General features: G+C 66.1%; 18 protein-coding genes and 1 pseudogene. 5 read left to right on the top strand and 14 right to left on the bottom strand.

The genetic code is table 11. The features are described from left to right. Positions 1-82 precede the first annotated feature (82 nt). Both EWM63_RS26555 and EWM63_RS26550 read left to right on the top strand, forming a co-directional pair. A complete protein-coding gene (locus EWM63_RS26555; RefSeq protein ID WP_130189213.1) occupies positions 83-640 on the top strand; it encodes a hypothetical protein in 558 nt (185 codons plus the stop codon). After that, positions 637-1,338 (top strand): hypothetical protein, encoded by a 702-nt coding sequence (locus EWM63_RS26550; RefSeq protein WP_130189212.1) that lies wholly within the window; start codon positions 637-639, stop codon positions 1,336-1,338. The genes EWM63_RS26555 and EWM63_RS26550 overlap by 4 nt, the downstream gene beginning before the upstream one ends. Before the next feature lie 178 nt (positions 1,339-1,516). Here EWM63_RS26550 and EWM63_RS26545 read toward each other — a convergent pair whose 3' ends face one another. After that, positions 1,517-1,999: a KGG domain-containing protein gene (locus EWM63_RS26545; protein WP_130189211.1), complete on the bottom strand. Its 483-nt coding sequence runs from the start codon at positions 1,997-1,999 to the stop codon at positions 1,517-1,519. Positions 2,000-2,892: 893 nt separating this feature from the next. Between EWM63_RS26545 and EWM63_RS31910 the strand changes: the two genes are divergently transcribed. Both EWM63_RS31910 and EWM63_RS31905 read left to right on the top strand, forming a co-directional pair. Beyond that, positions 2,893-3,039 (top strand): hypothetical protein, encoded by a 147-nt coding sequence (locus EWM63_RS31910; protein WP_165390944.1) that lies wholly within the window; start codon positions 2,893-2,895, stop codon positions 3,037-3,039. A 239-nt stretch (positions 3,040-3,278) separates the two neighbouring features. Continuing rightward, complete coding sequence (locus EWM63_RS31905) at positions 3,279-3,425, top strand: hypothetical protein (protein ID WP_165390943.1); 147 nt, start codon at positions 3,279-3,281, stop codon at positions 3,423-3,425. A 92-nt stretch (positions 3,426-3,517) separates the two neighbouring features. Here EWM63_RS31905 and EWM63_RS26530 read toward each other — a convergent pair whose 3' ends face one another. The 4 genes from EWM63_RS26530 to EWM63_RS26515 form a co-directional block, all read right to left on the bottom strand. After that, positions 3,518-3,763 carry a hypothetical protein gene (locus tag EWM63_RS26530; protein ID WP_130189210.1) on the bottom strand — a complete coding sequence of 82 codons (246 nt, stop codon included), beginning with the start codon at positions 3,761-3,763 and terminating at the stop codon, positions 3,518-3,520. Further along, positions 3,760-4,170: a hypothetical protein gene (locus tag EWM63_RS32130; RefSeq protein ID WP_207221162.1), complete on the bottom strand. Its 411-nt coding sequence runs from the start codon at positions 4,168-4,170 to the stop codon at positions 3,760-3,762. The genes EWM63_RS26530 and EWM63_RS32130 overlap by 4 nt, the downstream gene beginning before the upstream one ends. Before the next feature lie 195 nt (positions 4,171-4,365). Continuing rightward, a complete protein-coding gene (locus EWM63_RS26520; RefSeq protein WP_130189209.1) occupies positions 4,366-5,622 on the bottom strand; it encodes an acyl-CoA dehydrogenase family protein in 1,257 nt (418 codons plus the stop codon). 13 nt (positions 5,623-5,635) lie between these two features. Then, on the bottom strand, positions 5,636-7,834 hold the full coding sequence (locus EWM63_RS26515; RefSeq protein WP_207221161.1) for a TonB-dependent receptor family protein: 2,199 nt from the start codon (positions 7,832-7,834) through the stop codon (positions 5,636-5,638). Positions 7,835-8,174: 340 nt separating this feature from the next. Here EWM63_RS26515 and EWM63_RS26510 point away from each other — a divergent pair. Beyond that, a pseudogene (locus EWM63_RS26510) lies at positions 8,175-9,079 on the top strand (LysR substrate-binding domain-containing protein). A 218-nt stretch (positions 9,080-9,297) separates the two neighbouring features. Here EWM63_RS26510 and EWM63_RS26505 read toward each other — a convergent pair. From EWM63_RS26505 to EWM63_RS26465, 9 genes are read right to left on the bottom strand one after another with little or no spacing between them, the layout of a single operon-like run. Next, a complete protein-coding gene (locus EWM63_RS26505) occupies positions 9,298-11,106 on the bottom strand; it encodes an ABC transporter ATP-binding protein (protein ID WP_130189208.1) in 1,809 nt (602 codons plus the stop codon). Further along, positions 11,103-13,022 carry an ABC transporter ATP-binding protein gene (locus EWM63_RS26500; RefSeq protein ID WP_130189207.1) on the bottom strand — a complete coding sequence of 640 codons (1,920 nt, stop codon included), beginning with the start codon at positions 13,020-13,022 and terminating at the stop codon, positions 11,103-11,105. Before EWM63_RS26500 ends, EWM63_RS26505 begins: the two co-directional genes overlap by 4 nt. Next, positions 13,019-14,029 (bottom strand): aldo/keto reductase, encoded by a 1,011-nt coding sequence (locus EWM63_RS26495; protein WP_130189206.1) that lies wholly within the window; start codon positions 14,027-14,029, stop codon positions 13,019-13,021. The genes EWM63_RS26500 and EWM63_RS26495 overlap by 4 nt, the downstream gene beginning before the upstream one ends. Before the next feature lie 31 nt (positions 14,030-14,060). Continuing rightward, a complete protein-coding gene (locus EWM63_RS26490; protein ID WP_130189205.1) occupies positions 14,061-15,692 on the bottom strand; it encodes an ABC transporter substrate-binding protein in 1,632 nt (543 codons plus the stop codon). 11 nt (positions 15,693-15,703) lie between these two features. Beyond that, on the bottom strand, positions 15,704-17,086 hold the full coding sequence (locus tag EWM63_RS26485) for an SfnB family sulfur acquisition oxidoreductase (protein ID WP_130189204.1): 1,383 nt from the start codon (positions 17,084-17,086) through the stop codon (positions 15,704-15,706). Positions 17,087-17,100: 14 nt separating this feature from the next. Next, complete coding sequence (locus tag EWM63_RS26480) at positions 17,101-17,913, bottom strand: ABC transporter permease (RefSeq protein WP_130189203.1); 813 nt, start codon at positions 17,911-17,913, stop codon at positions 17,101-17,103. A gap of 9 nt (positions 17,914-17,922) precedes the next feature. Next, entirely contained in the window at positions 17,923-18,909 is a 987-nt protein-coding gene (locus EWM63_RS26475) for an ABC transporter permease (protein WP_130189202.1), read from the bottom strand. 8 nt (positions 18,910-18,917) lie between these two features. Continuing rightward, the gene (locus tag EWM63_RS26470; RefSeq protein WP_130189201.1) at positions 18,918-20,669 is read right to left on the bottom strand and encodes an ABC transporter ATP-binding protein; all 1,752 of its coding nucleotides are present in this window, start codon (positions 20,667-20,669) and stop codon (positions 18,918-18,920) included. Continuing rightward, entirely contained in the window at positions 20,666-22,063 is a 1,398-nt protein-coding gene (locus tag EWM63_RS26465) for an LLM class flavin-dependent oxidoreductase (RefSeq protein ID WP_259772494.1), read from the bottom strand. Before EWM63_RS26465 ends, EWM63_RS26470 begins: the two co-directional genes overlap by 4 nt. Between the last annotated feature and the right edge of the window lie 460 nt (positions 22,064-22,523).

The raw sequence follows: 22,523 nt of genomic DNA, 5'->3' as shown, positions 1-22,523 counted from the left end.
ACCAGGAATCGTCAAGCGGGCACAGGCGGCCCTGGACCCGCTGACGCAACCCTTGTCTCCCGCCGAGATGTGGCGCCAGCTGGTGCAGAACCTGCGCGGCTTCGGTGCTTCGCCCAGCGGCGATGCGGACCGGCACCGGTCGAAACCCGCGACCCTGCCCCCAGGCGCACTCGATCCTGGCGCCCGGGGCGCGCCCGTGGGCAAGGGATGGGAAACCTACGGCGCACTCCAGGTGATCGACGAGAACGGCCGCAGGGTGGCGTTGGCGGCCGAGCCCTATGACGGCGCGGGCCTCGACGGGCATGCCGAGGCACGCTCGATCCGGGCGCTGGAAGCCCACGGTCCGGCCCGGATCGAGAACGGGCGGCTGGTGGTCGTGGTCGACCAGGAGATTTGCCCGTCCTGCCGTGCCAGGCTCATCGCATATGCCGAGCGCAAGGGCATCACGAGGATTGAGGCCCATTTGCCGGTGCGCGACAGCATGAGCCAGGCGGGGAAGACGGTCACGCCAAGACGGCCAGCCGCAGTGCCACACAGGCAGGGCGGCCGCAGATTACCTTGCGCGCTGCCGAGCCGATCCTCGTGCGCAGGATCGGGGGACCGCCCAACCCTGGCACGGTTCGCGGACGCACAGCCGTGAGGGGCGCGCTGGCTGGCATCGTCACGGGCGCGATCGCCGGTATCCTCGAAGCGCAATTCCGGGAGCAAATGCTGAGCAGCCTCGAGCACCTGCCACAGCCCGTGGCCGACAAGCGCGGCGTTGAGCAATACTTGAAGGACCCGAACGTGAAGGCGGCCATGCGAACACTCGATCTGCTCGACCGGGATCTTGCACCGTTCGTCTACGACCTCAAGCAGCACAACATTGTCATCCGCACGCATGTGTCCGGCGAGTTCATGCTGCTCGGCCCCACGACGATGGGACCGGAGGAACGCCTGGCCTTTTCTTCCGGGCTGGTCGACGAGCTCGTCGCCTACGAAACCGATCTGATCACCATCCAGGAAAATCTTGACGCGGCGCTCGCGCGCGAACCAAAGGCGCTTGTCGCCGCGAAGTCGGCGCAGGAATTGTTTGCGCTTGTCGACACGCGGCTGGTCGAGGAGCTTCTTTTCCGCAATGGTTTCGCCGTGGAAGACATTGCCGGCATCCGCGGCAGCCTGCAATCGTTCCAGTCACGCGTACGGTCCGCGTTTGCGCAAGTAAGGGCGGCAAAGGCGGATATCGACGCCATCGTGGCCGATGCTGGCACCACGCTCTTCTTCGCCAGGCGGCTATATGGGGATATCCTCGCCGAAATGGTGCGCGCGCGTATGCAGGAACGATTCATCGAGCCATAGCCAAGCCGTGCCGCGATCGTCAGCAGGTGCTGGCTGGCGCCTGGCCGCCCTGTCGAACCGGTCGATCCGGCAGGGCGGCGCAGTGCGCCCGCGTTGCCAAACATGGGCGGCTCCTCGGCACGCCGTAAAAAAGCCACCCCGCAGGGTGGCTTCGTCAAACGGTGTGACCGGTATCCGGTCAGCGGTCGTTCTTGTGGCTCTGGCGGCCTGCGGCGGCGTGCTGTTCCGGCGTGCCGCCCTGCGTGCCGCGGCTGCCCTGCTTGCCTTGACTATCGGACTGGCTGTTGCCGCGGTTGCCCGACTGGCTGTTGCCCTGGTTGCCGGACTGGCTGTTGCCGCGATTGCCCGACTGGCTGTTGCCGCCGGAGCTGCTCTGGCGGTTGCCGTCGTTCTTGTGGCTCATCGAGCCGGCGCGGCGTGCTTCTTCCGACGTGAATTCGTGGGCATTGCCCGACGCGTGGGCGGCGCGGCCACCTTCCGATGCGATCTCGCGCTGGCGCTGCGGATCCATCGACGCGAAGCCGCGGTTGCTGGTGCCGCCGTTGCCGGACTGGCTGATGCCGTTATTGCCCGACTGGCGGTTGCCCGACTGGCTGTTGCCGTTCTGGGTGTGCTGGTTGTTGCCTTGAGGATTGTTGTTGTTCGAACGATTGGCTGCCATGATGATCTCCTTAAAATGTAAGTTGAACACTACACATCCTTTATGCGATCTGGTGATGCCAAGTCGCTTGAAGGAGCCGCCATGGTAGGCCGCGTGCGATGGTTTTTTTATAAGCCCTGCCCCTACAGGCGCGTAGGAATTCGCGCTACAGGCGGGTCGGAAGGTTCACGCAGCGCTGGCAACAGGTGATGCACAGCATGCCTGGCGCGGCGTTCTGTCGTGCGGCACCACGGTCGCCAGTTCATTCGCAATTGCCTGGACGCTGGTCCAGCCGATGTTTCCAATGTTCAGACTGTGTAGTCGATGCTGCTCATGTGGTCCTTGCCCATGCGGTCGCCGTAGACAGGATAGCGCGACAGCGTTGTTTCGATTTCCTGGACATCGGCAGCGGTCAATTGCAAGCGCCGGGCTCCCAGGTTGTCGAGCAGATGCGCCTCGCTACGGGTACCTGGCGGACTGGTCTGTATCGATGTCTGGATACCATCTTTACTATCCAAGCCGGCGCCAGCCAACGACCGCATTTTCCTTGATGGTCGAAGCACTGAAGCTGCGCAACCAAGGTACAAGTCCAATCAAACAGGTCTAGCGCATGAACACGCTGAAGTACCCCCCATGCATAAAAGTCGGCACAGGACCGCAGCGATGTCGACAGCGTCGCCCGGTAGCCAGGATGGCGGCAGTAATCGCCAACGGACTTACGACGGGGTCCAGGCACTTCTTCCGAAAGGGAGTGGTTGCTGTAAACGTTCGTCTTTGACGCACCGTAGAGTTGTCATGTTGCGATCAGGACAGTTATTCCGCTCTCGCATGGCTGCTATCCGAACTTGAAATTGGCCTTATATCTGCGTATTCCGTACGATGCATTCATCCAAAGAACATCGCAAGGAAACGCCATGAACGCCACGATCGCCGACACCATCACCGAAAACACCGCCGGCTCCGCTCTCAGCCGGGCAGTGCGCCGCCTCGCCGCATTCCTGCGCAACGCCATCAAGCAATATGGCGCGCCCTACCTGAACGGTCCGCTGCCGCCCCTGTAATCCATGGCGAGTAACGCCCACGAAGAAGCCAGGCTCGCCTGGCTTCTTTTCTTTCCGGAAAATAAGCGCGCATCAGAGAAATAAGCAAAACGCATATTTACGTAAAGAAATTATGATGACGACCCTCTCCAGTTATTCGATCTACTTATTGCCGGCATGGGAAATCAAAATTGGATCTATATCTCCAGCGCGCGTAAAATTCAATCATCGCAGAACGCAAACGAATACAGGAGTTGACCATGACCACGACCACCGCACCGCGCTTTGAAGCCGCCACCGAAACCTCGACCTTTGCCCGCCTGGTTTCCTCGTTCCTCGCCGAACTGCGCCGCGCCATCGAACTGGCTGGCGCGCCGTACGTGAACGGCCCGCTGCCGCCGCTGTAATTTCCAGCGACCGCAAATGAAAAGCCTCCGCTTGCGGAGGCTTTTGTTTTATTGGCGCGCCGTCGCTCCGCGCGCCGTCAGTGCGCGTGCCGTCAGTGCGCGTGCCGCGGCGCCCGGATGCGCACCGCCGGTGCGGGAAACTGTTTTGCCTCGACGGCGAAGCGGTCGCCGTCGCGGCGGTTGTCCGGCGCCGACAGCACGCGCGCGATCACGTTGCTGGGTACGCCCTGCGCGGCCATGTACACCCAGGCATTCGCCGCGCCGCGCTGGGAATCGACGACCAGGCCCTGGCGCACGACGGCTTCCAGGTCGCTGTTCTTCCTTGGCTGGCGCTTCATTGTTCCACCTGCCGGGCTTGCGTTTCCAATGCGGGCAACACCGCATTGCCGGTACTCCAGCGCTCCAGTGCCTGGGCCAGCCGCGCCACGGCGACCTGCTCGCCCCCGTATTCCTCGACCTTGATGTTCTCGATCCGCGATTGCAAGTCGCGCAGCTTGCGCACGGCATCGGAATCGACGCTGTCCACGCGTGACGCCTGCTCCAGCAGCACTTCGGTGATCAATCCCAGCTGCTTGCCATACGACGCCACTTCCTCGAATGCGCGCCGCTCGATGCGCGCGTGGCCCGCGCCCGGGTGGATCAGGTTCGAAAACCAGGCGATGTCGGGATCGATGGCCTGGGAGACGGCGCCGCTGAACGGAAAGTGGAACTGCGGAGCCAGGTGCATATACAGGAATGGAATCATCTGCGAGCCTTTTCTGGTTGTTGAACTACGCAAGTGGCGGCGGCAGGCGGCGGCGACCGGGATACCCGGTTACCCGACAGTCGCCGGACGCGGCGGCGCTGGTAGCGCTCGCCGCGGAATCCAACATGGTAGCGTGTGGCAGATGGAAAATTGTCATCGATTGTAACCAAAGCTTTCAGCGCAACGACCAACTCTTCAGTTACGTACCGGTTCGGCGGTCGGCATGCGCGGCGGTACCGTGCCGTTGAGCCAATAGTCGCCGATCATTTTTTCACGGAAGATGGCCGGGTTGTGCGATGCCGCCGTGCGGGCATTGCGCCAGTGCCGGTCGAGCCGGCGCGCCTCGCTGGTGGCCGATGCGCCCCCCACGTCGAACAGCAGCGTGCTGGCCTGCAGCACCAGGTCGATCACCACCTGCTGCGCCTGGAACGCCTCGATCTCGACGGCGGCATACAGCGCATCGTCCGCCGCGCCGGCGCGGGCGCGCTGCGCCGTGTCCTCCAGTGTCCGCGCGACCGTGCCGACGATGCTGTTGGCCGCATACGACAGGCTGGCCAGCCGGCCGACGACACGCTGCACGAGCGGATCGTGGCGCGGGCTCGATTCGCCGGGCACGTCGAACGCCCGGGTCTTGGCCTGCACGAAGCCGATCGCCTCGCGCACGCCAGCCTGCGCGGCACCGGCCATGCTGGTCAGCAGCACCAGTTGCAAAAATGCCTTGTTGTACGATGCGGGCACCGTGCCATCGAAGCGGCGCACCACGTGCTCGTCGCGCAGCCGCACGTTCTCGAACACGGTGGTGCCGCTGCCCGTCATGCGCTGGCCAAAGCCATCCCAGTCGTCGAGCCGGGTCACGCCCGGCAGCGTGGCAGGAAAGGCGATGCTGGCCAGCTGCTCACCATCCCTCGCCGTTGCCACGATCCAGTCGGCATAGATCGTGCCGGTGCTGTAGAACTTCTTGCCGTTCAGGAGCCAGCCGTCGCCATCGCGGGTGATCGACGTGCCGATCGTCGTGCTGGCGGACTGCTCGGCCATCGCATAGCCGATCAGCGCCCCGTCGACGACTTTCGGGAACCAGAATTCGCGCGTCGCCTCGTCCTCATGGTTCAGGCGACTCTCCAGGAAGGAGAAGTGGCCGCGCAGCAGGTGCGAGACATTCGAGTCGGCAGTGGCCAGGTCCAGCAGCAGCGCGAAGAATTGCGGCAGCGTGGCGCCCAGGCCACCGTAGTGGCGCGGGATGCGCACCGCGCCGAAACCCGCCTCGCGCAGCCACCGGACTTCCTCGAACGGCAGGCGGCGCTCCTGTTCGCGTTCGACGGCGCCCCGCGCGATGCGGTCGAAGACCGGCTGGAAGCGCGCACGCAACTGCTCGTCGGTCAGGGCGGGCAAGTCCGGCTCGTGGCGCGCGGAGGGATACGCCGCGGCGTGCAGCGATGCGTGGATGTCGCTCATCAGGAAACTCCGTTCAGCGGAAAGCGTACTGGATGCCTGCGTACACGCCGAAGCCTTCGCCCGGTGCGGAGCGGCGCTGGTCGGTACCGGCGTCGTTGTAGGCCGGCGCCACGCTGGACACGTAATGCTTGTTGGCCAGGTTACGCAAGTCGACGAACACCTTCCAGCCGGCGCGCGGGTGGTCATAGCCGAAACTGGCGTTGACGATGCCGTAGCCATGCGTACGGAACGAGTTCGCGTAATCGACGTCGATCGGCGATGCCGCCTGCACCGACACGCCGCCGTAGAACCCGCCCGGATGCTCGTACTGCAGTTCGCCCTGGTAGTAGCGTTTCGGGATGCCGGGCAGCGTATTGCGCCCGAAGCGCCGATCGTTGCGGAAGTAGAAATCGTTCAGCGTGAACGACTGTCGCGCCGACAGCCTGCCGGCGGCGCCGCCATCCCACAACTGCGACTCCAGCCCGGCCTCGATGCCCTGGTGGACAGTCGGCGTGGCGTTCGACTCGGCCGTGATGCCCGCCGACGTGGCCGACGCCGGGATCACCTCCACGGACAGCAGTTCGTTCTTCACCAGCGCCCGATAGACGGACAGGCTCCAGTTCGAATCGAAAGCCCTGCCCCGCGTGCCGATTTCCACCGTGTTGGCCTTCTGGTCCTTCAGGTCGAGGCCGCGCCGCGACAGCCCGGTGGCGGGACCCGATGTAAATGTGGGAGGAATCGTCAGGAACGCCCACGTGTTCGGCGGCTCGACCGAGCGGCTGACGTTGCCGAACACGACGATGTCGTTGTCGAACGTGTAGCGCAGGCCGGCGCGTGGCGCCAGCGCCGTCGTGCTGCGTCTGTAAGGTTCGTTGGTGACCGGATAGACCACTTCCGTGTAGCGCTTCGTCTTGACGGCGGAGACGCCTGTCGTCACCCACAGCCTGGGCGCCACTTCGAGGTCGTTGCCGGCATGGAGCACGTGGTCTTCGCCATCGTATTCGGCGCGGCGGATCAGTGTGCCAACGGGCAGGTTCGCCGTGGCGGCGGCCGGTATGCGTACGCGCGTGTCGAGCCAGCCGTGGTTCAGGTGATTCGTCGACAGTGCGCCCACCTTGGTTTCGCTGCGCTTGCCGAACAGCGTGTCGCGGCGTGCGTACTGCAAGGAATACGACGCGTCCGAAAAGCCCCAGCTGCCCACGTTGACGGCCAACTGCTGGTCGATCGGGTAATCGTGCACGACGAGGCCCACTTCCAGCGACGAGGCCTCGTCGATCGTCCACGTGGTCTTGTTGGCGAGCCAGCGGGAGCCGGGCTGGTTGCGGTGCGCGTTCTGCGCCACCGCGACCGGGTTGGCCTGGCGCGGGTCCTGTTCTACCTGCGCGACGGTGAGCGCGCCGGGCTGGTAATTGTCGGTCTTGCGGTAGCGGAAGTAGAAGCGTGTGTCCAGCTTCGGGCTGAACTTGTAGCCGAGGTTGCCGATGAAGCCGCGCGATTCCCCCTGCGACAGCTGCTGGTAGCCATCGCGCTCCGACGCGATGCCGGCCACGTAGTAGTCCAAGTTGCCGATCACCTGGCCGGAACTGACGGCCACCTTCTTGTAGCCATAGCTGCCACCCTCGATGCGCACTTCGAACGGCGCGGCATCCCGGCCCGTGCGCGTGACGTAATTGATGGCGCCGCCCAGCATCAGTGCGCCCGCGTCGAAGGCGTTGGCGCCGCGCAGGATCTCCGTGCGCGACAGCCCGAGCGGTTCGAACAGTTCATAGGGCGTGCCGCCGGGCCCCGTGACGGGCAAGCCGTCGAACAGGAACAGTGTGCCGGAACGGAAGAAATTGGTGCCGCGGTTGATGGCAGAGCCGCGGATCGAGATCTTGATGCCGTCGGTCCCGCCGGCTGCCTGCGCATACACGCCCGGCTGGAACGCCAGCACGTCCTCGTTGGTGAACACGCGGCCCTTCTCGACCTGCTCCTGGCTGACGACACTGACGCCGCCCGGCACCTCGTCGAGCCGCAGCCGGGCGCGGTCGGCGCCATTCAGCGCCTTGCCGGCAACGTGCACGGTGCCGGCCATCGTGATGGTGGACCCGGCATCGGTGGCGACACCAGCGGCGGCGGCCGATCCGGCCACCTCGGCCTGGTCCGCGGCGACAACGGCCAGGGCGGGTGCCGCCTCGATAGCGGCAACGGCGGCGGCGACGGACGCGGCCTGCGCGACGTTGGCGCACAGCATAAGGGCGGCGGCCGCGCTGGCGGTCAGGGCGATGCGATGGCGGTTGGAGGGGGTTGTCCTGCTAGAGCTGGATTCTGCCTGGTACACGTGCTGTTCTCTCTTTCGACTGTGCGATGGATAGTGGTTGGATCAGCCGGAAGGTACCGAACGGTACTCCATTGCACAAACAATCAAAAATGGAATCGATATGACGACAGACGATATAAGGATCGGTGCCATGCCCCGTCGAAGCAAAGCAGGGAAAACACGTTTTCGATATCCATATTCGGAACGGTTCGTTGTCAAATCCGCATGGATAACTATCATGGCGATGTGATAGTGACGTGGGAGCGACCAACAAATGAATTTCCAGCAGCTGCGCTTCGTGCGCGAAGCCGTGCGCAACAACCTGAACCTGACCGAGGTGGCGGCGGTGCTGTACACGTCGCAGTCGGGGTCAGCAAGCAGATCAAGGATCTCGAGGATGAACTGGGCATCGAACTGTTCGTCCGCTCCGGCAAGCGCCTCACATCGCTCACGCGCGCCGGCGACGGCGCCGTGCAGATCGTCGGCCGCATCCTGCAGGAGACGGAAAACCTGCGGCGCTACGCCAGCCAGTATGCGGGCGTGGACAGCGGCCGCCTCGTGATCGCGGCCACGCACACGCAGGCACGCTACACGCTGCCGAAAGTGGTGGAGGAATTCAACCGGGCGTACCCGAAGGTCACGCTGGAACTGCACCAGGGCACGCCGCGCCAGATCGCCACGATGGTCAGCGAGGGCGACGCGGACATCGGCATCTCCACCGAAGCCCTGGACGGGGCGCCGGCCGTGCAGGCTTACCCGTGCTTCACGTGGAGCCACCGCGTGGTGGTGCCGGCCGGCCACCCGCTGCTGGCGCGCGCGCCCGTCACGCTGGCCGACATCGCCGCGTTTCCGCTCGTGACGTACAACGAGCACTTCACGGGCCGCAAGTGCGTCGATGCCGCATTCAGCCAGGCAGGCCTGGTGCCGGACTTCCGCCTGACGGCCATGGATGCCGACGTGATCAAGACCTATGTGCGGCGCGGGCTGGGCGTGGGCATCGTTGCGGAAATGGCGCTCGAGGACATCGACCAGTCCGGCCTGCAGGAACTGGCGACGGATGGCCAGCTGTTCGGCACCTGCACGACGATGCTGGGCGTGCGCGACGGCGTGTTCCTGCCCAGCTTCGCCTACCGCTTCATCGAGATGTTCGCGCCGGGGCTGAAGGTGGCGCCGCAGTAGGGGGAACGGGGCGGTTGGGGAAACCGGTCGTCGGTTGGGAGAACCGGTGTCCGACACCTTTTTCTGGATGAGGCGCCCAGAAAATAGTGTCTGACACCAGAGGTATCACGCGCCCCCTGCGCGCTGGTGTCGGACATTTTTTCCGGGCGCTCTTTCCGGAAAATGTGTCGGACACCGGTGTTCGCCCGAAGCAGTCGGCACGCCGGTAGCCACGCTTCTCAGCCTGGGGCGTTGGGCACCAGATCGTCAAACGAAGCACTGCTGCTCCGATGCAGCGCCGCATACATCCCACTGCGCGCCAGCAGTTGCCGGTGATTGCCCTGTTCGGCGATGCGGCCGCCATTCAGCACCACGATCAGGTCCGCATCGCGGATCGTTGCGAGCCGGTGGGCGATGATGATCGTCGTGCGGCCCTGGCGCAGCACGTTCAGCGCGCGCTGGATTTCCAGCTCCGTGAAGCTGTCGATGTTCGCCGTGGCTTCGTCGAGGATCAGGATCTTCGGCGACGCCAGCAGCGCCCGCGCAAAGCTGAGCAACTGCCGCTGCCCGGTCGACAGGTTGCGCCCGCGCTGGCCCAGCTGCGTGTCGTACCCCTGCGGCAGCGCGGTGATGAAACCGTGCGCGTGCACGGCCTTGCACGCCTCGATCACCTGCGCGCGCGTGGCGCCGGCCAGGCCATAGGCCACGTTGTCGGCCACGCTGCCGCTGAAGAGGAACGGTTCCTGCAGGACCATGCCCACCTGGCGCCCGAGCGAATCGAGCGTGAGCTCGCGCACATCGCGCCCACCCACCTTCACGCTGCCCTGCCATGTGTCGTAGAAGCGGTGCACGAGCGCGGCGATGCTGGTCTTGCCCGATCCAGTGGGCCCCACCAGCGCCACCGTCTGGTATGGCGCGATAGCGAGATTCAAGCCATGCAGGACGGGCTGCCCCGGACGGTAGCCGAACGTCACGTCCTCGAACACCACGGAGGGCGGCGCATCCTTCCATGCCACCGCACCAGGGCGGTCGTCCAGTGTGACGGGCACTTCCAGCACTTCGATGATGCGCTGGCCGGATGCCATCGCCCGCTGCATCACCGTGTACTGCATGGCCAGCGTGCGGATCGGGTCGAAGCAGCGCTGCACGCAGAAGATGAACGCGACGATGACGCCGACGTCCAGCGTGCCCGCCAGCACGGCCCGGCCACCGGCCACGACGACGACCGCCATCGCCAGCCCGGTCAGCAGGTCGACGGCCGGCATCATCACCTGCGATACCAGCGACGATGCCGTCTGCGCGTCGAGGTTTTCCCGCGCCTTGGCCTCGTAGCGCCGGTAGTTCACGCTTTCGCGCCGGTTCTCCTGCACGGTGCGGATGCCGTTGATGTTTTCCGCCAGCGCCGCGTTGACGCTCGACGATGCTTCGCGCGAGCGGGCAAAGATTCGCTTCGCCCAGGGCAGCCAGGCGTGGCGCAGGATCAGCAGCGCCGGCACCACGCCCAGCGTCAGCAGCCCGAGCTCGAAGTCCATCGTCAGCAGCAGGATGACCAGGCCGACGAGCAGGAACAGGTCGCCCAGCGCCGTGACCGAGGTTTCCATGAACTCCTGCAAGGCATTGACGTCACCCTGCAGCCGCGCCATCAGCCGGCCGACGTGGGTCTGGTCGAGGATCGACAGCGACACCCGCTGCAGGTGCGCGAACATCGCCCGGCGCAGGTCGAAGATCACGGTCTGCGCGAGCCGTGCCGCCAGCCATTCCTGGAAGAAGGTCAGCAGCGCATTGAGTACGACGAGCAGCGCGAAGACGGCCAGCACCGTGTCGAACGCAAACGCCGAGTCACCGAGCGCGCTGTCGACCGCGTGCCGCACGGCGACGGGAATCGCCACCTGCACGAGCGTGTACAGCAGCACCAGCACTACAACCACGGCCAGCATGCCGCGGTGGCCGCGCGTGAACTGCCACAGCCGCGCCGTCACGCTGCGGTCGAAGCGGGCGAACACTTCGTCGCCCTGCTCCCGGGCGAGCGTGCCTGGGTCAGCGCTCATGTGCCCACCCTCGCCAGCGGCTCTTCCACTGCATGGTGGTCGTCACCCCTGTACTTCTCGTCATACTCTTGTCTGTGCTCATATTCCTTATCCTGTGCCGCGCGATGTTGCAATGCCCACAGCGCGGCATACCGGCCGCCGGCGGCAAGCAATGCCGCGTGGTCGCCCCGCTCCACGATCGCGCCGGCGTCGAGCACGATGATGTGGTCGGCATGGCGCAGCGCACCCAGGCGGTGCGCGATGATGACGGTTGCCGCGTCGCGGCAGGCATCCTGCAATGCCGCGCGGACCTTGCCCTCGGTAACGGGATCGATGGCGGCCGTTGAGTCGTCCAGCACGATGACGGCCGGATCGCCCACCAGCGCCCGGGCGATCGTCAGCCGCTGCCGCTGCCCGCCGGAGAGTGCCGCGCCCCGCTCGCCCACGCGGGTGCCGTAGCCCTGCGGCAGGTGCGCCACGTGGTCATGGATCTGCGCGATGCGGGCGGCGGCCGTCACCTCCTCTATCGCCGCGTCGGGCACTGCGTAGGCCACGTTGTCGTGGACCGACGTATCGAACAGGAAATTCTCCTGCTGGACCAGCGCTACCTCGCGGCGCAGCGAGGCCAGCGTCACGTCCCGCACGTCCTGCCCGCCAAGCGTGATGCGGCCGCTGCCGGCATCGTAGAAGCGCGAGACCAAATGCGCGATCGTCGACTTGCCGCTGCCCGGAACCCCGACGATGCCGAGCACCCGGCCCGGCTGCACGTCGAACGTGATCCCGCGCAGCACCTCGCGGCCGCCCTCCACGTAGCGGAAGCCGACGTTCTCGAAGCGCAGGGCTTTTGGACCTGGTTGCAGCTCGACCGCACCGGGGCGGTCGGCGATGTCCGGTACCGCGTCCAGCACCTCGAACAGGCGGGCGCCGGAACCGGTGGCGCGGGCGCTGGAATTGACCACCATGCCGACCTGGCGCAGCGGCTGCTGCAGGATGGTGATGAAGGCGAGGAATTCCGTCAGCGCACCCACCGTCAGCTCCCCTGCCGCCACGCGCCGGCCGCCCACCCACAGCACCAACGCCATCGATACGTAGTAGAAGAACGTCATCAGCCCGATCGATCCCATCCGCTCGGTGATGCGCATGTTCGACAGGCGCAAGGCGCGCAGCGAAATCTCGTCGAACCGCGCCAGTTCCGCCAGCTTCGAATGGAAGGCGCGCACCACGCGCACGCCCTGCAGGTTTTCCTCCATGCGCAGGGTCAGCTCGGCCATCATCTTTTGCAGTCGCTGCCAGCTGGCCCGCAGCCGGACCGCCGCGCCGATGGCGATGCACAGCACGAAGGGCACGAACGACAAGGCCAGCAGGCCCAGGCCCGGGTCCACGCCCAGCAGGCGCCACGAGCCGACGCCCAGCAACAGCGCCAGCGTGATGGCGCGCAGGATGCCGAATTCAAAGAAGGCGCGCACGCCTTCCAGGTCCAGCATGCCGCGCGCGACCAGTTCACCCGTGTGGATGCGGTCGTGGTAGCTGAACGGCAGTTGCTGCAGCTTGTCGTAGAACGCCATGCGCAGGTCATAGGCCACGCGCTGCGACAGCGTTTCGCCGCAATAGCCCTGTAATCCCGTCAGCGTGCCACGGATCGCGCAGGCCGCCACGATCAGCACGGCCGTGACGGCGAGCGCCTGCTCCGCGCCCGCCAGCGCCGCCCCCGTGTCGTCGACGAGATGCCCGGCCTGGTCGACGGCCCGGCCCAGCAGCCGGGGCATCACGAGGTTGAAGATCGCCGCGCCGAGCGCGCACGCCACCGCCGCCACGCAGCGCCAGGGGTGGCGCAGCGCCAGTCGGGCTAGGCGGCCCAGCACGCGGGGCATCGCGTGCAGGTCGACGTGTTCGGAAAACTGCGGTGGAGCCGGGCTATCGGAAGCCGGCGCCGTCATGCCCGGGGCACCCGGCCAGTCACTGGGTAGGCCGGGTCGGTGTAGCCGGGCGTGCTCGGGTGGCCGGGCGGCACCAGCCGGTCGAACAGCGCCTCGTCTTCCGCCGTGAAGCGGTAGGCCAGCGCGGCGCGGTAGTTGCGCCATTGCTCCAGCGTGCGCGGTCCACCGATGACGGACGACACGTGCCGGTTGTTCAGCACCCACGCGAACGCGAATTCGGCGGTGGAGATGCCGCGTGCCCGCGCTTCCTCGCCGATGGCCTCGGCCAGCGCCAGCGACTCGGGGCGCCACTCCGTCTGCAGGGCGCGTGGATCGTTGCGGGCGATCCGGCTGCCCGCCTCCGGCGCCGCGCCGGGACGGTACTTGCCGGTCAGGACGCCGCGCGCCAGCGGGCTGTAGGGCACCACGCCAAGGCCGAAGTGTGCCGCGGCCGGCAGGTGCTCGACTTCCGGCATGCGGTTCGCGGCATTGTAGTAAGGCTGCGTGACGACCGGGCCGGCGATGCCCAGCTGGCGCGCCAGGTGCGCCACCTCGGCGATCTGCCAGGCCTGGAAGTTCGACAGGCCGTAGTAGCGGATCTTGCCTTGCGCCAGCAGGTCGCCCAGCGCCCGCAGCGTTTCTTCCAGCGGTGTCGACGGATCGGGGCGGTGCAAATAATAGATGTCGATATGGTCCGTGCCGAGGCGCGCCAGGCTCTGTTCGGCCGCGTGCAGCACGCGGCGGCGCGACAGGCCCGATTCGTTCGGCCAGTCGCCCGTCTTGTTGCCGACCTTCGTCGCCAGCACCCACTTGTCGCGCCGCGCGGCGATCGCCCGGCCCACCACGCGTTCCGATTCGCCGCCGTTGTAGACGTCGGCCGTGTCGATGAAATTGATGCCGTGTTCATGCGCGTCGTCGATGATGGCGCGCGCGTCGGTCTCGTTGGTCACGCCGCCGAACATCATCGTGCCGAGGCACAGTGGCGAAACACGCAGGCCGCTGCGGCCGAGAAGCTGGTAGTTGCTCATTGTTGTCCTTTTGTTTTGCTTATTGTCGTCTTCAAGCCTTCGCCAGCCACACGTTGGCGAAGTTGTTGCGGGTCGGGTACGGAAGTTCATCCGCGTTCTTCAGCCGCCTGTTATACACCGAGAAGAAATACACTTCGAGCAGCGGCAGTACCGGCAATTCGACCTGCACGATCTGCTGGACGCGCTTGTAGTTCACCTTGCGCAGCGCGGGATCGGCGCCGGAGCGGGTCGGTTCGAGCAGCGCATCGACTTCCTTGTTGCTGTAGCCGGACACCTTGCTCCACGGGACGCCGCGGCGGTCGCCGCGCTGGCCGAAGCGCACGTCCAGGCTGGCCTGCGGGTCGCGCGACCAGCCGCCCCACGTGCTGATGACCTGGAACTTGCGGTCGGTGAACACGTCGCGCGTCCACGTCGACAGGTCCTTCGCGCCCAGCGAAGCATCGATACCCACCTTGCGCAGCGCCTGCCGCACGAATTCGCCGGTGCGCCGGTAATCGTCGCCGAATGGAATGAAGTCGTGCGTCAGCCTGAAGCGCCAGCCGCCAGCCTTGCGGGGGAAGCCCGCCTGGTCCAGCAACTGTTCCGCGCGCTTGGGGTCGAACGGATACCTTGGCACGTCCTTCGTGAAGTATTCGGACACCCCGGACGGCACGGGCGCATCCAGCGGCGCGCCATAGCCGCCCCACACGGTTTTCACGAGGGCGGCCCGGTCGATCGCATGGGCGATCGCCTGGCGCACGGCCAGCTTGCCGATGAGCGGATCGCGCAGGTTGAATTCGAGCCAGTAAGAATTCGGCTCATACTGCTTCGTGTCGATCACCAGGTCGCGGTGGCCCTTCAGGCGTGCCACGTCGCCGAACGTGATCGGATTGCGCGCCGCGAAATGCGCGGCACCCGTTTCCAGCGCCGCGGCGCGGCTGGCGGAATCGTTGATCACCTTCCAGACGATGCGGTCCAGGTATGGCTGGCCTGCGATGTAGTATTCGGGATTGCGCTCCAGCACGATGTGGCTGCCCCGCTGCCACTCCTTGAAGCGGAACGGGCCCGTGCCCACGGGCTTGTTGTTGTGCGGGTTCGTGGCGATATCGGTACCCTCGTACAGGTGCTGCGGCAAGACCTGGCCGGCGCTCTGCCCGAGGTAGCGCAGCAGGATCGGCCATTTTTCCTTCAGGTGCAGCACGATCGTGTGGCTGTCCGGCGCCGTGACCCTGGCGATCACGTTCGTGATCGTCGTCGCCTGCAAGGGCCAGATCTTCTCGATCGAGAACTTCACGTCGCCCGCGTCGAAAGGATGGCCGTCATGCCATTTCACGCCCTTGCGCAGCTTGATCGTGATGTCCTTGCCGTCGGCCGACGGTTCGGCCGACAGGCCGAGGCGCGGCAGCAGCTCGTGCTTGTTCCCTTCCACGAACAGCCGGTCGTAGATCTTCGACGTCACCAGCGAGATCGGGTTGGCGCCGTTCAGGTGCGTGGCCAGCGTGGCCGGTTCCGGAAAGGCGATGGCCACCAGCGTGCCGCCGCGTACCGGGGCCTCAGGTGCTGCACCGGCAATTCCGGGCAGCATGCCGGCGGCCAGCGCCGCGCCGCCGAAGCGGAACAGCTGGCGGCGCGACAGGTCCGGCAAGGCGTCGAAGACGGGGTTTGACGTTGCGGGAACACTCATCGGCACCCTCCTCACAACCCGGCCGCCAGGCGCGGCTCGGGCAGCGCGCCTGTCACCGGTTCCGGCCCTTCCGGCATCGCCTTCGGCTTCTGCTGGTTCTCCGCCCACTTCGGCCGGCGCAGCGGCACCTTGGCGTTCAGGTAGTAATTGCCGACATCGAACAGGCGCCAGCGCACGGGGTCGTGCAGCGTGTGCGTGCGCGCGTCGCGCCACAGCCGGTCCAGCCCATGGTCGGGCGCCGTCGAGCGCGTGCCCGCCAGTTCGAACAGCTTATTGGTCAGCAGCAGCGAGCTGTGCGTGCTGGCGGCGCGCACTTCGGACACGGCGACGGCGGCGCGGGTCCAATCGGCAGCCAGGTTCGTGCGGTAGGCCTTGTCGATCAGCAGGCCGGCGCGCTCCAGCAGCGCTTCGGTGCCGTGCAGCGCCACGGCCAGGTCGCCGATCTCGCGGATGCTGAGTTGGTCCTCTTCCCAGACGGCGTCGGCCGGTGCGTCGTCGGCTTTCGGGTTGCGCTGGCGGATAAAGGCGACCGTGGCGTCGAACGCGGCGCGCGCGATGCCCGTGTCGATCCCGGCATGCATGATCTGGCCGACGGGGCCGACGGGTTTTACATGGTCGGCATTGACCGAATGCGGCACCAGCCATTCCGGCTTCAGGTAAGCATTGTCGGCGATGACCGTGCCGCTGGCGGTCGTGCGCTGGCCAAAGGATGCCCAGTCGTCCACGATGCGCAAGCCTTCGGCCGTGCGCGGGTAGATCGCCAGGAAGTGGCGCTTTTCTTCGTCCGCCACGGCCACCGGCACCCAGTCGGCGAACAGCGCCCCCGTCGAATAATACTTGCGCACGTTGACGCGATAGCCGCTGCCGCTTTCGTCACGTACCAGGCTGACCTTGCGGTCTTCCGGCCGGCGCACGTCCGGTTCCACCAGCGCATTGCCGAAATGGTCGCCGGCCAGCACGCGCTCGAAGAAGAACCGTTTCTGTTCCTCGCTGCCTTCGTGGCGGATGATCTCGAGGATGAAATAATGGTTTTGCGGGATCTGGCCGATCGATCCGTCGGCCGCCGCCAGGATCGCGAACACCCTGCCCAGCGTGGCATACGACACGCCGGCGCCGCCATACTCGCGCGGCACCGTGATGCCCCACAGCCCGCTCTGGCGCAACTGGCGCAGTTCGGCGACTGGCAGGCGCCGTTCGCGGTCGCGCGACTGCGCGCCAGGCGCGAACTGTGCCGCCAGGGCCGTTGCCACGGCAAGGGCTTCCTCGTCGTCGCGGATCACGTGCACGCGGCCCTGGCCGATGGGGGTGATCGAGGATGGGCCTGCCTGGTTGCCTTCCTTATGGCTCCCTTCCTTATGTTTGCCGTCCTTGTTGCTGTCTTCGTTGTTACGCATGTTCGGTCTCTCGTTCAGTTGCCAAGTTTCGGATTGAAATAGTCGTTCAACGCATCGCCCAGCACGTTCAGCGCCCACACGGTGAGCATCGTGGCGGCACCGGGGAGCGCGATCATGTACCAGCCGGTGCGGATGGCCTCGCGGCCGGTCCCGATCATGGCGCCCCAGCTCAGCGCATTCGGGTCGCCCAGGCCGAGGAACGACAGGCTCGATTCGGCCAGGATGCAGCCGGCCACCACGATCGACGTGCTGACGACGATGGGCGTGAGCGCATTGGGCAGGATGTGGCGCAGCACGATGCGGGCGTGGCTCATGCCCGCGGCCAGTCCCGCCTGCACGTACTCGCGATTGCGCAGCCGCAGTACCTCGGCGCGCACCACGCGGGCCGTATGCACCCACGATGTGATGCCCAGCGCCAGCACGACGACCCAGATCGACGGTTCCAGCACGGCCACCAGGATGATGGCGAGCAGGAAGCGCGGCACGATCTGGAAGAAGTCCGTCAGCCGCATCAGCACGTTGTCGGCCCAGCCGCCGCAGTAGCCCGCCAGCGTGCCGACGATGACGCCGATCAGCAGCGTGAGGCTGGCCGACGAGGCGCCGACCAGCAGCGACACACGGGCACCATGCGCCAGGCCCGTGGCGATGTCGCGGCCCATCAGGTCGGAGCCGAGCGGATGGGCCCAGTCCTGGCCCGGCCACAGGTATGGCGTGGCGACCATGTCGTGCGGATCGCCCGGAAAGACGATCGGGGCGCCCAGCGCGGCGGTGATCACCAGCAGCAGGATCGACAGGCTGGCAATGGTGGATAAGGAGATCTTCTTCATTTCTTGAGCTTATTTTCTCAATTCGATGCGGGGATCGAGGGCGGCATACAGGATGTCCAGCAGCAGGCTGGTGGCCATCACCAGCAGGGAACTGAGGAACAGGATCGACAGCAGCAGGTTCGTGTCGCGGTTGACCACCGCGTCATAAGTGAGCTTGCCCAGGCCCGGCCAGCTGAAGACCGTTTCGATGACGATGCTGCCGGCCAGCAGTTCGCCGAAGTGGCCGCCGATCAGCGTCAGCACGGGCAGGATCGCGTTGCGCAAGGCATGGCGGAACACCACCACGGGTTCCGACAGTCCCTTCGACCGCGCCGTGCGGATATAGTCTTCCTGCAATGCGTCGACCATCGAGGCACGTGTAAAACGGGCGTACACGGCGATCGAGTAGACGGCCAGCGTGGTGGCGGGCAGAACGAGATGCCACAGCACGTCGCGCACCTGCGCCCAGCCGTCTTCCCCCGCGCGCCCGACGTCCCGCATGCCGTCGATCGGAAACCATTGCAGCGTCACGCCGAACAGCACCACCATCATCAAGGCCAGCCAGAACACGGGCACCGAATAGCACAGCGCCATCAGTGCGGAGACCGCGCGGTCGAGCCGGCTGTTGCGCCAGCGCGCGCACACGGCGCCGAGCAGCACGCCGATGACGACGGCCAGCACGAGACTCGTGAGACCGAGCAGCGCCGTGGCGCCGACCCGGTCGGCGACCAGTTTCGCCACGGGCTCGCCGAAGCGGTGGGAGTAACCCAGATCGAACGTCGCCAGCCGGCCCAGATAGGCCAGCAGCTGCATGTGCAGGGGCGCATCCAGCCCATATGATGCGCGCAGCCGAGCCACCTGGTCTTCGACGATGGCGCCTTCGACCTGTGCCGATTCGGCCGCCACCACTTCGGCCAGGTCGCCGGGCGCGGCCTGGATCAGGATGAAATTGAGGATGCAGATGCCCAATACCACGGGCAGGAATTGCAGCAGCCTGCGTTGGATGTAAGCTCTCATGGATTTTTCTATGCGGTGCGGATCGACAGCGACGCGTCGCCGAGGACGACCGGCGCTTCGGGCCACGCTGGCGTGGCCGCGATCAGGGTGCGGGTGTACGGGTGGCGGGCATTCGTGAACAGGTCGTCACGCGGCAGCGTTTCCACCACTTCGCCCTTCTGCATCACCATCACGCGGTCGGCAATGTAGTTGATGACGGACAGGTCGTGCGAGATGAACAGGTACGACAGCCCGAACTCGTGCTTCAGGTCGACGAACAGGTTCAGGATCTGCGCCCGTACCGACACGTCCAGTGCCGACACGGGCTCGTCGCAGATCAGCAGTTTCGGGCGAAGGATCAGCGCCCGGGCAATGCCGATGCGCTGCCGCTGGCCACCCGAGAATTCATGCGGGTAGCGGCGCGCGACGGTGGCGGGCAGCCCGACGGCATCGAGTATCGCGGCGACGCGGCGTTGCCGCTCGTTGCGGTCGCGTACGTTCTGCACGACGAGCACTTCGTCCAGGGCGTCGCCGATCCGCAGGCGCGGGTTCAGCGAGGCATACGGGTCCTGGAACACCATCTGCACGTTCGCCCGATGGGGGCGCAATGCACGGCCGGTGAGCGGTGCGATGTCCGTGCCGTCGAGGATCACCTGGCCAGCGACGGCGCGGTTCAGGCTTACGATGGTCTTCGATAGCGTGGACTTGCCGCAGCCCGACTCGCCGACGAGGCCCAGCGTTTCGCCGCGGCCGATCTGGAACGACACGTCCTTGACGGCGGAGATGGTGCCGTAGCGGGATGAGTATTGCGCCACCAGATTGCGCACGGTGAGCACAGGCGGTACCGGTGACGGGTGGATCGCGGCCGGGCGCTGCGCCGGCTGGCGGTGTTCCTGCTGCGTGAAACTGAAGCTGCGCTCGCCGGCCGGGTCGACCGCGTGCCGGATTTCGGCCAGTTTGACGCGGCTGTAGTGGGAGTCGCCGTCGACGTGCAGCGATGACGCCAGCAAACCCTGGCTGTAGCGGTGGCGCGGCGCGAAGAACACCTCGTCGCGCGAGCCCTCTTCAACCTTGCGGCCGTGCTGCATGACGGCGACGCGGTCGGCCCACTGGCCGACGACGGCGAGATCATGCGTGATCAGCAGCAGCGACATCGACAGCTGCCTGCGCAGGCTGGCCAGCAGGTCGAGCACCTGCGCCTGGATCGTCACGTCCAGCGCGGTGGTCGGCTCGTCGGCGATCAGCAGGCGTGGCTCGCACGCGACGGCGATGGCGATCATTACGCGCTGGCGCTGGCCGCCGGACAGGTTGTGCGCGTAATCGTCGACCCGGCGCTGCGGCTCGGGAATGCGCACCAGGTCGAGCAGCTCGATGGCACGGGCGCGGGCCGCCGCGGCGCCCAGCCCGCGGTGCCGGCGCAGCACTTCGGTGATCTGGGTGCCGATCGTCAGCACGGGGTTCAGCGACGTCATCGGCTCCTGGAAGATCATGCCGATCGCGTTGCCGCGCAGGTCGCGCAGCGCACTTTCCGGCGCCGCCAGCAGGTCGCGCCCCTCGAACAGGATCGCTCCGTTGACGCCCGCCTTCGGTGGCAGCAGGCCGGCGATCGCCGCGGCGGCCGTCGACTTGCCGCAGCCGGATTCGCCGACCAGCGCCACCACTTCGTTGCGATGCACGTCGAGGTCGAAGCCCTGGACGGCGGTGCCGTTCGGGTACCAGACATCGAGCTTCTGCACTTGCAGCAGCGTATCGGCGCCACCCTTGCGCCAGGGAGCCGTCATTTCCATGTGCGGAACCTCGCGGCGTGGTGGCGGTCGGGCAGCCGCGCGCGGCCGGCGCCGAACAGTTTTTCGCGCAGCGTGCCCTCCTCGTACGACGTCTTGTACAGGCCGCGGCTTTGCAGCTCGGGGATCACCAGCTCGATGAAGTCGCGGTAGCTTTCCGGCGCCACAGTGCGCGTGAGGTTGAAGCCGTCCAGGTCTGTTTCCCGGACGATCCGTTCGATTTCATCGGCGACCTGCGATGGCGTGCCGACGAGCGGCGCCTGCTGCGATCCGAAGCGGCGTGCCTCGAGCAGCTTGCGGCGCGTGGTGCCTTCGGCAAAGCGCCCGGCACGCGCTTCGCCCACGCGCTTCAGCCGGCCGGGATACAGCGCCTCGAGCTTTTCCTCGGTGATTTCCTCGTCGAGGCCGAAGCGGTTCAGGTCCACGCCGGTACCGCTGACCATGTGCGCGAGCGAGCCCTCCGGGCTCGAATACGCGCGGTACTCCTCGAATTTCTCCCGCGCCGCCTTCTCGTTCGTGTCGACGACGACCGTGAGGCTTGACAGGATCTTCACGTCGTCGCGTTCGCGCCCCGCTTCGACGGCCTGACCACGGATCGTGGAGACGATCTTCGCCACTGCCGCGGTGTCCGGGCCACCGGTGAACACGCATTCGGCGTGGCGACCGGCAAACGCGTTGCCGCGCTTCGATGCGCCGGCCTGGTACAACACCGGCGTGCGCTGCGGCGACGGCTCGGTGAGGTTGTAGACGTTGTCGATCTTGTAGAACGGACCGTCGTGGTTGACGCGGTGGATCTTCGCCGGGTCGGCATACACGCCGCGCTCACGGTCGGCCAACACGGCATCGTCTTCCCAGCTGCCTTCGAGCAGCTTGTAGAACGCATCCATGAAGTCGTCGCCGCGATCGTAGCGGTCGTCGTGGTCGATCTGCTGCTTCAGGCCCACGCCGCGCGCCGCGCTGTCCAGGTAGCCGGTGACGATGTTCCAGCCGATGCGGCCGTTCGTCAGGTGGTCGAGCGTGGCGAAGCGGCGGGCGAACAGATATGGGTGCTCATACGTCAGGTTGGCGGTGACGCCGAAGCCGATGTGTTTTGTCACCTGCGCCATTAGCGGCACCACGTAGCTCGGGTCGTTTACCGGCAACTGCACGGCCTCGCGCGCCGTCACGTCGATGCCGTCGCCCAGCACGTCGTAGACGCCGACGATATCGGCCAGGAACACGGCATCGAACAGGCCCTTCTCCAGCAGCTTCGCCAGTTCGATCCAGTAATCGGGTTTGCGGTAATCGACGGAATTGTCGCGCGGGTGCTTCCACAGGCCGTGGTGTATGTGGCCCACGCAGTTCATGTTGAAGGCGTTCAGGCGAATCTGCTTCACATCTTGCTTTGACAATTGGTTCTCCGGCTGGCTGCGGCCGCGCCCATCGCCCAGCCGCAAAACAGCATAGCGGCCTGCCCAGGCAATCGAAACGAACCATTTCGCAGTTCGTAATACGCCGCTTCGTCATAAGCAAAGCAGAAATTGCGCTTAGCGTCGGAGCGGTTGCATTGCCCGATAGGTGTTGGCCCACGAACACCGGTGTCTGACACCATTTTCCGGGTGGGTCTTCCGGAAAATGGTGTCAGACACCGGTTCTCCCCCGCCGCGGATTGACTTGACGCCGACATCGCCCTACACTCCGCGTTGGTTGCGCTAACAAATAAAAAGCCGGCGGAAGCAAATGATGGCACCGGCGCCCCACGAGATCGGGCAATGGCGGCGTTGATAGACGCTACCAGCCGCATCGGACAGCGCAGCGAGACATCTTGGAGGATTCGTGAAGCATTCGCGTCAAGCGCGGCCGGCGGCCGCA

Source organism: Pseudoduganella lutea, from assembly GCF_004209755.1.
Taxonomy (GTDB): domain Bacteria; phylum Pseudomonadota; class Gammaproteobacteria; order Burkholderiales; family Burkholderiaceae_D; genus Rugamonas; species Rugamonas lutea.
The sequence above is the reverse complement of the archived record's forward strand: the minus strand, read 5'-3'. Positions and strand labels throughout refer to the sequence as shown.

Bases quoted from the DNA above. Each gene is read 5' to 3' on its own strand.
- EWM63_RS26490 (WP_130189205.1), bottom strand. From the start codon at position 15,692: ATGAGTGTTCCCGCAACGTCAAACCCCGTCTTCGACGCCTTGCCGGAC.
- EWM63_RS31910 (WP_165390944.1), top strand. From the start codon at position 2,893: ATGAACGCCACGATCGCCGACACCATCACCGAAAACACCGCCGGCTCC.
- EWM63_RS26530 (WP_130189210.1), bottom strand. From the start codon at position 3,763: ATGAAGCGCCAGCCAAGGAAGAACAGCGACCTGGAAGCCGTCGTGCGC.
- EWM63_RS26485 (WP_130189204.1), bottom strand. From the start codon at position 17,086: ATGCGTAACAACGAAGACAGCAACAAGGACGGCAAACATAAGGAAGGG.
- EWM63_RS26480 (WP_130189203.1), bottom strand. From the start codon at position 17,913: ATGAAGAAGATCTCCTTATCCACCATTGCCAGCCTGTCGATCCTGCTG.
- EWM63_RS26505 (WP_130189208.1), bottom strand. From the start codon at position 11,106: ATGAGCGCTGACCCAGGCACGCTCGCCCGGGAGCAGGGCGACGAAGTG.
- EWM63_RS26475 (WP_130189202.1), bottom strand. From the start codon at position 18,909: ATGAGAGCTTACATCCAACGCAGGCTGCTGCAATTCCTGCCCGTGGTA.
- EWM63_RS31905 (WP_165390943.1), top strand. From the start codon at position 3,279: ATGACCACGACCACCGCACCGCGCTTTGAAGCCGCCACCGAAACCTCG.
- EWM63_RS26545 (WP_130189211.1), bottom strand. From the start codon at position 1,999: ATGGCAGCCAATCGTTCGAACAACAACAATCCTCAAGGCAACAACCAG.
- EWM63_RS26470 (WP_130189201.1), bottom strand. From the start codon at position 20,669: ATGACGGCTCCCTGGCGCAAGGGTGGCGCCGATACGCTGCTGCAAGTG.
- EWM63_RS26520 (WP_130189209.1), bottom strand. From the start codon at position 5,622: ATGAGCGACATCCACGCATCGCTGCACGCCGCGGCGTATCCCTCCGCG.
- EWM63_RS26495 (WP_130189206.1), bottom strand. From the start codon at position 14,029: ATGAGCAACTACCAGCTTCTCGGCCGCAGCGGCCTGCGTGTTTCGCCA.
- EWM63_RS26515 (WP_207221161.1), bottom strand. From the start codon at position 7,834: ATGCTGTGCGCCAACGTCGCGCAGGCCGCGTCCGTCGCCGCCGCCGTT.
- EWM63_RS26500 (WP_130189207.1), bottom strand. From the start codon at position 13,022: ATGACGGCGCCGGCTTCCGATAGCCCGGCTCCACCGCAGTTTTCCGAA.
- EWM63_RS32130 (WP_207221162.1), bottom strand. From the start codon at position 4,170: ATGATTCCATTCCTGTATATGCACCTGGCTCCGCAGTTCCACTTTCCG.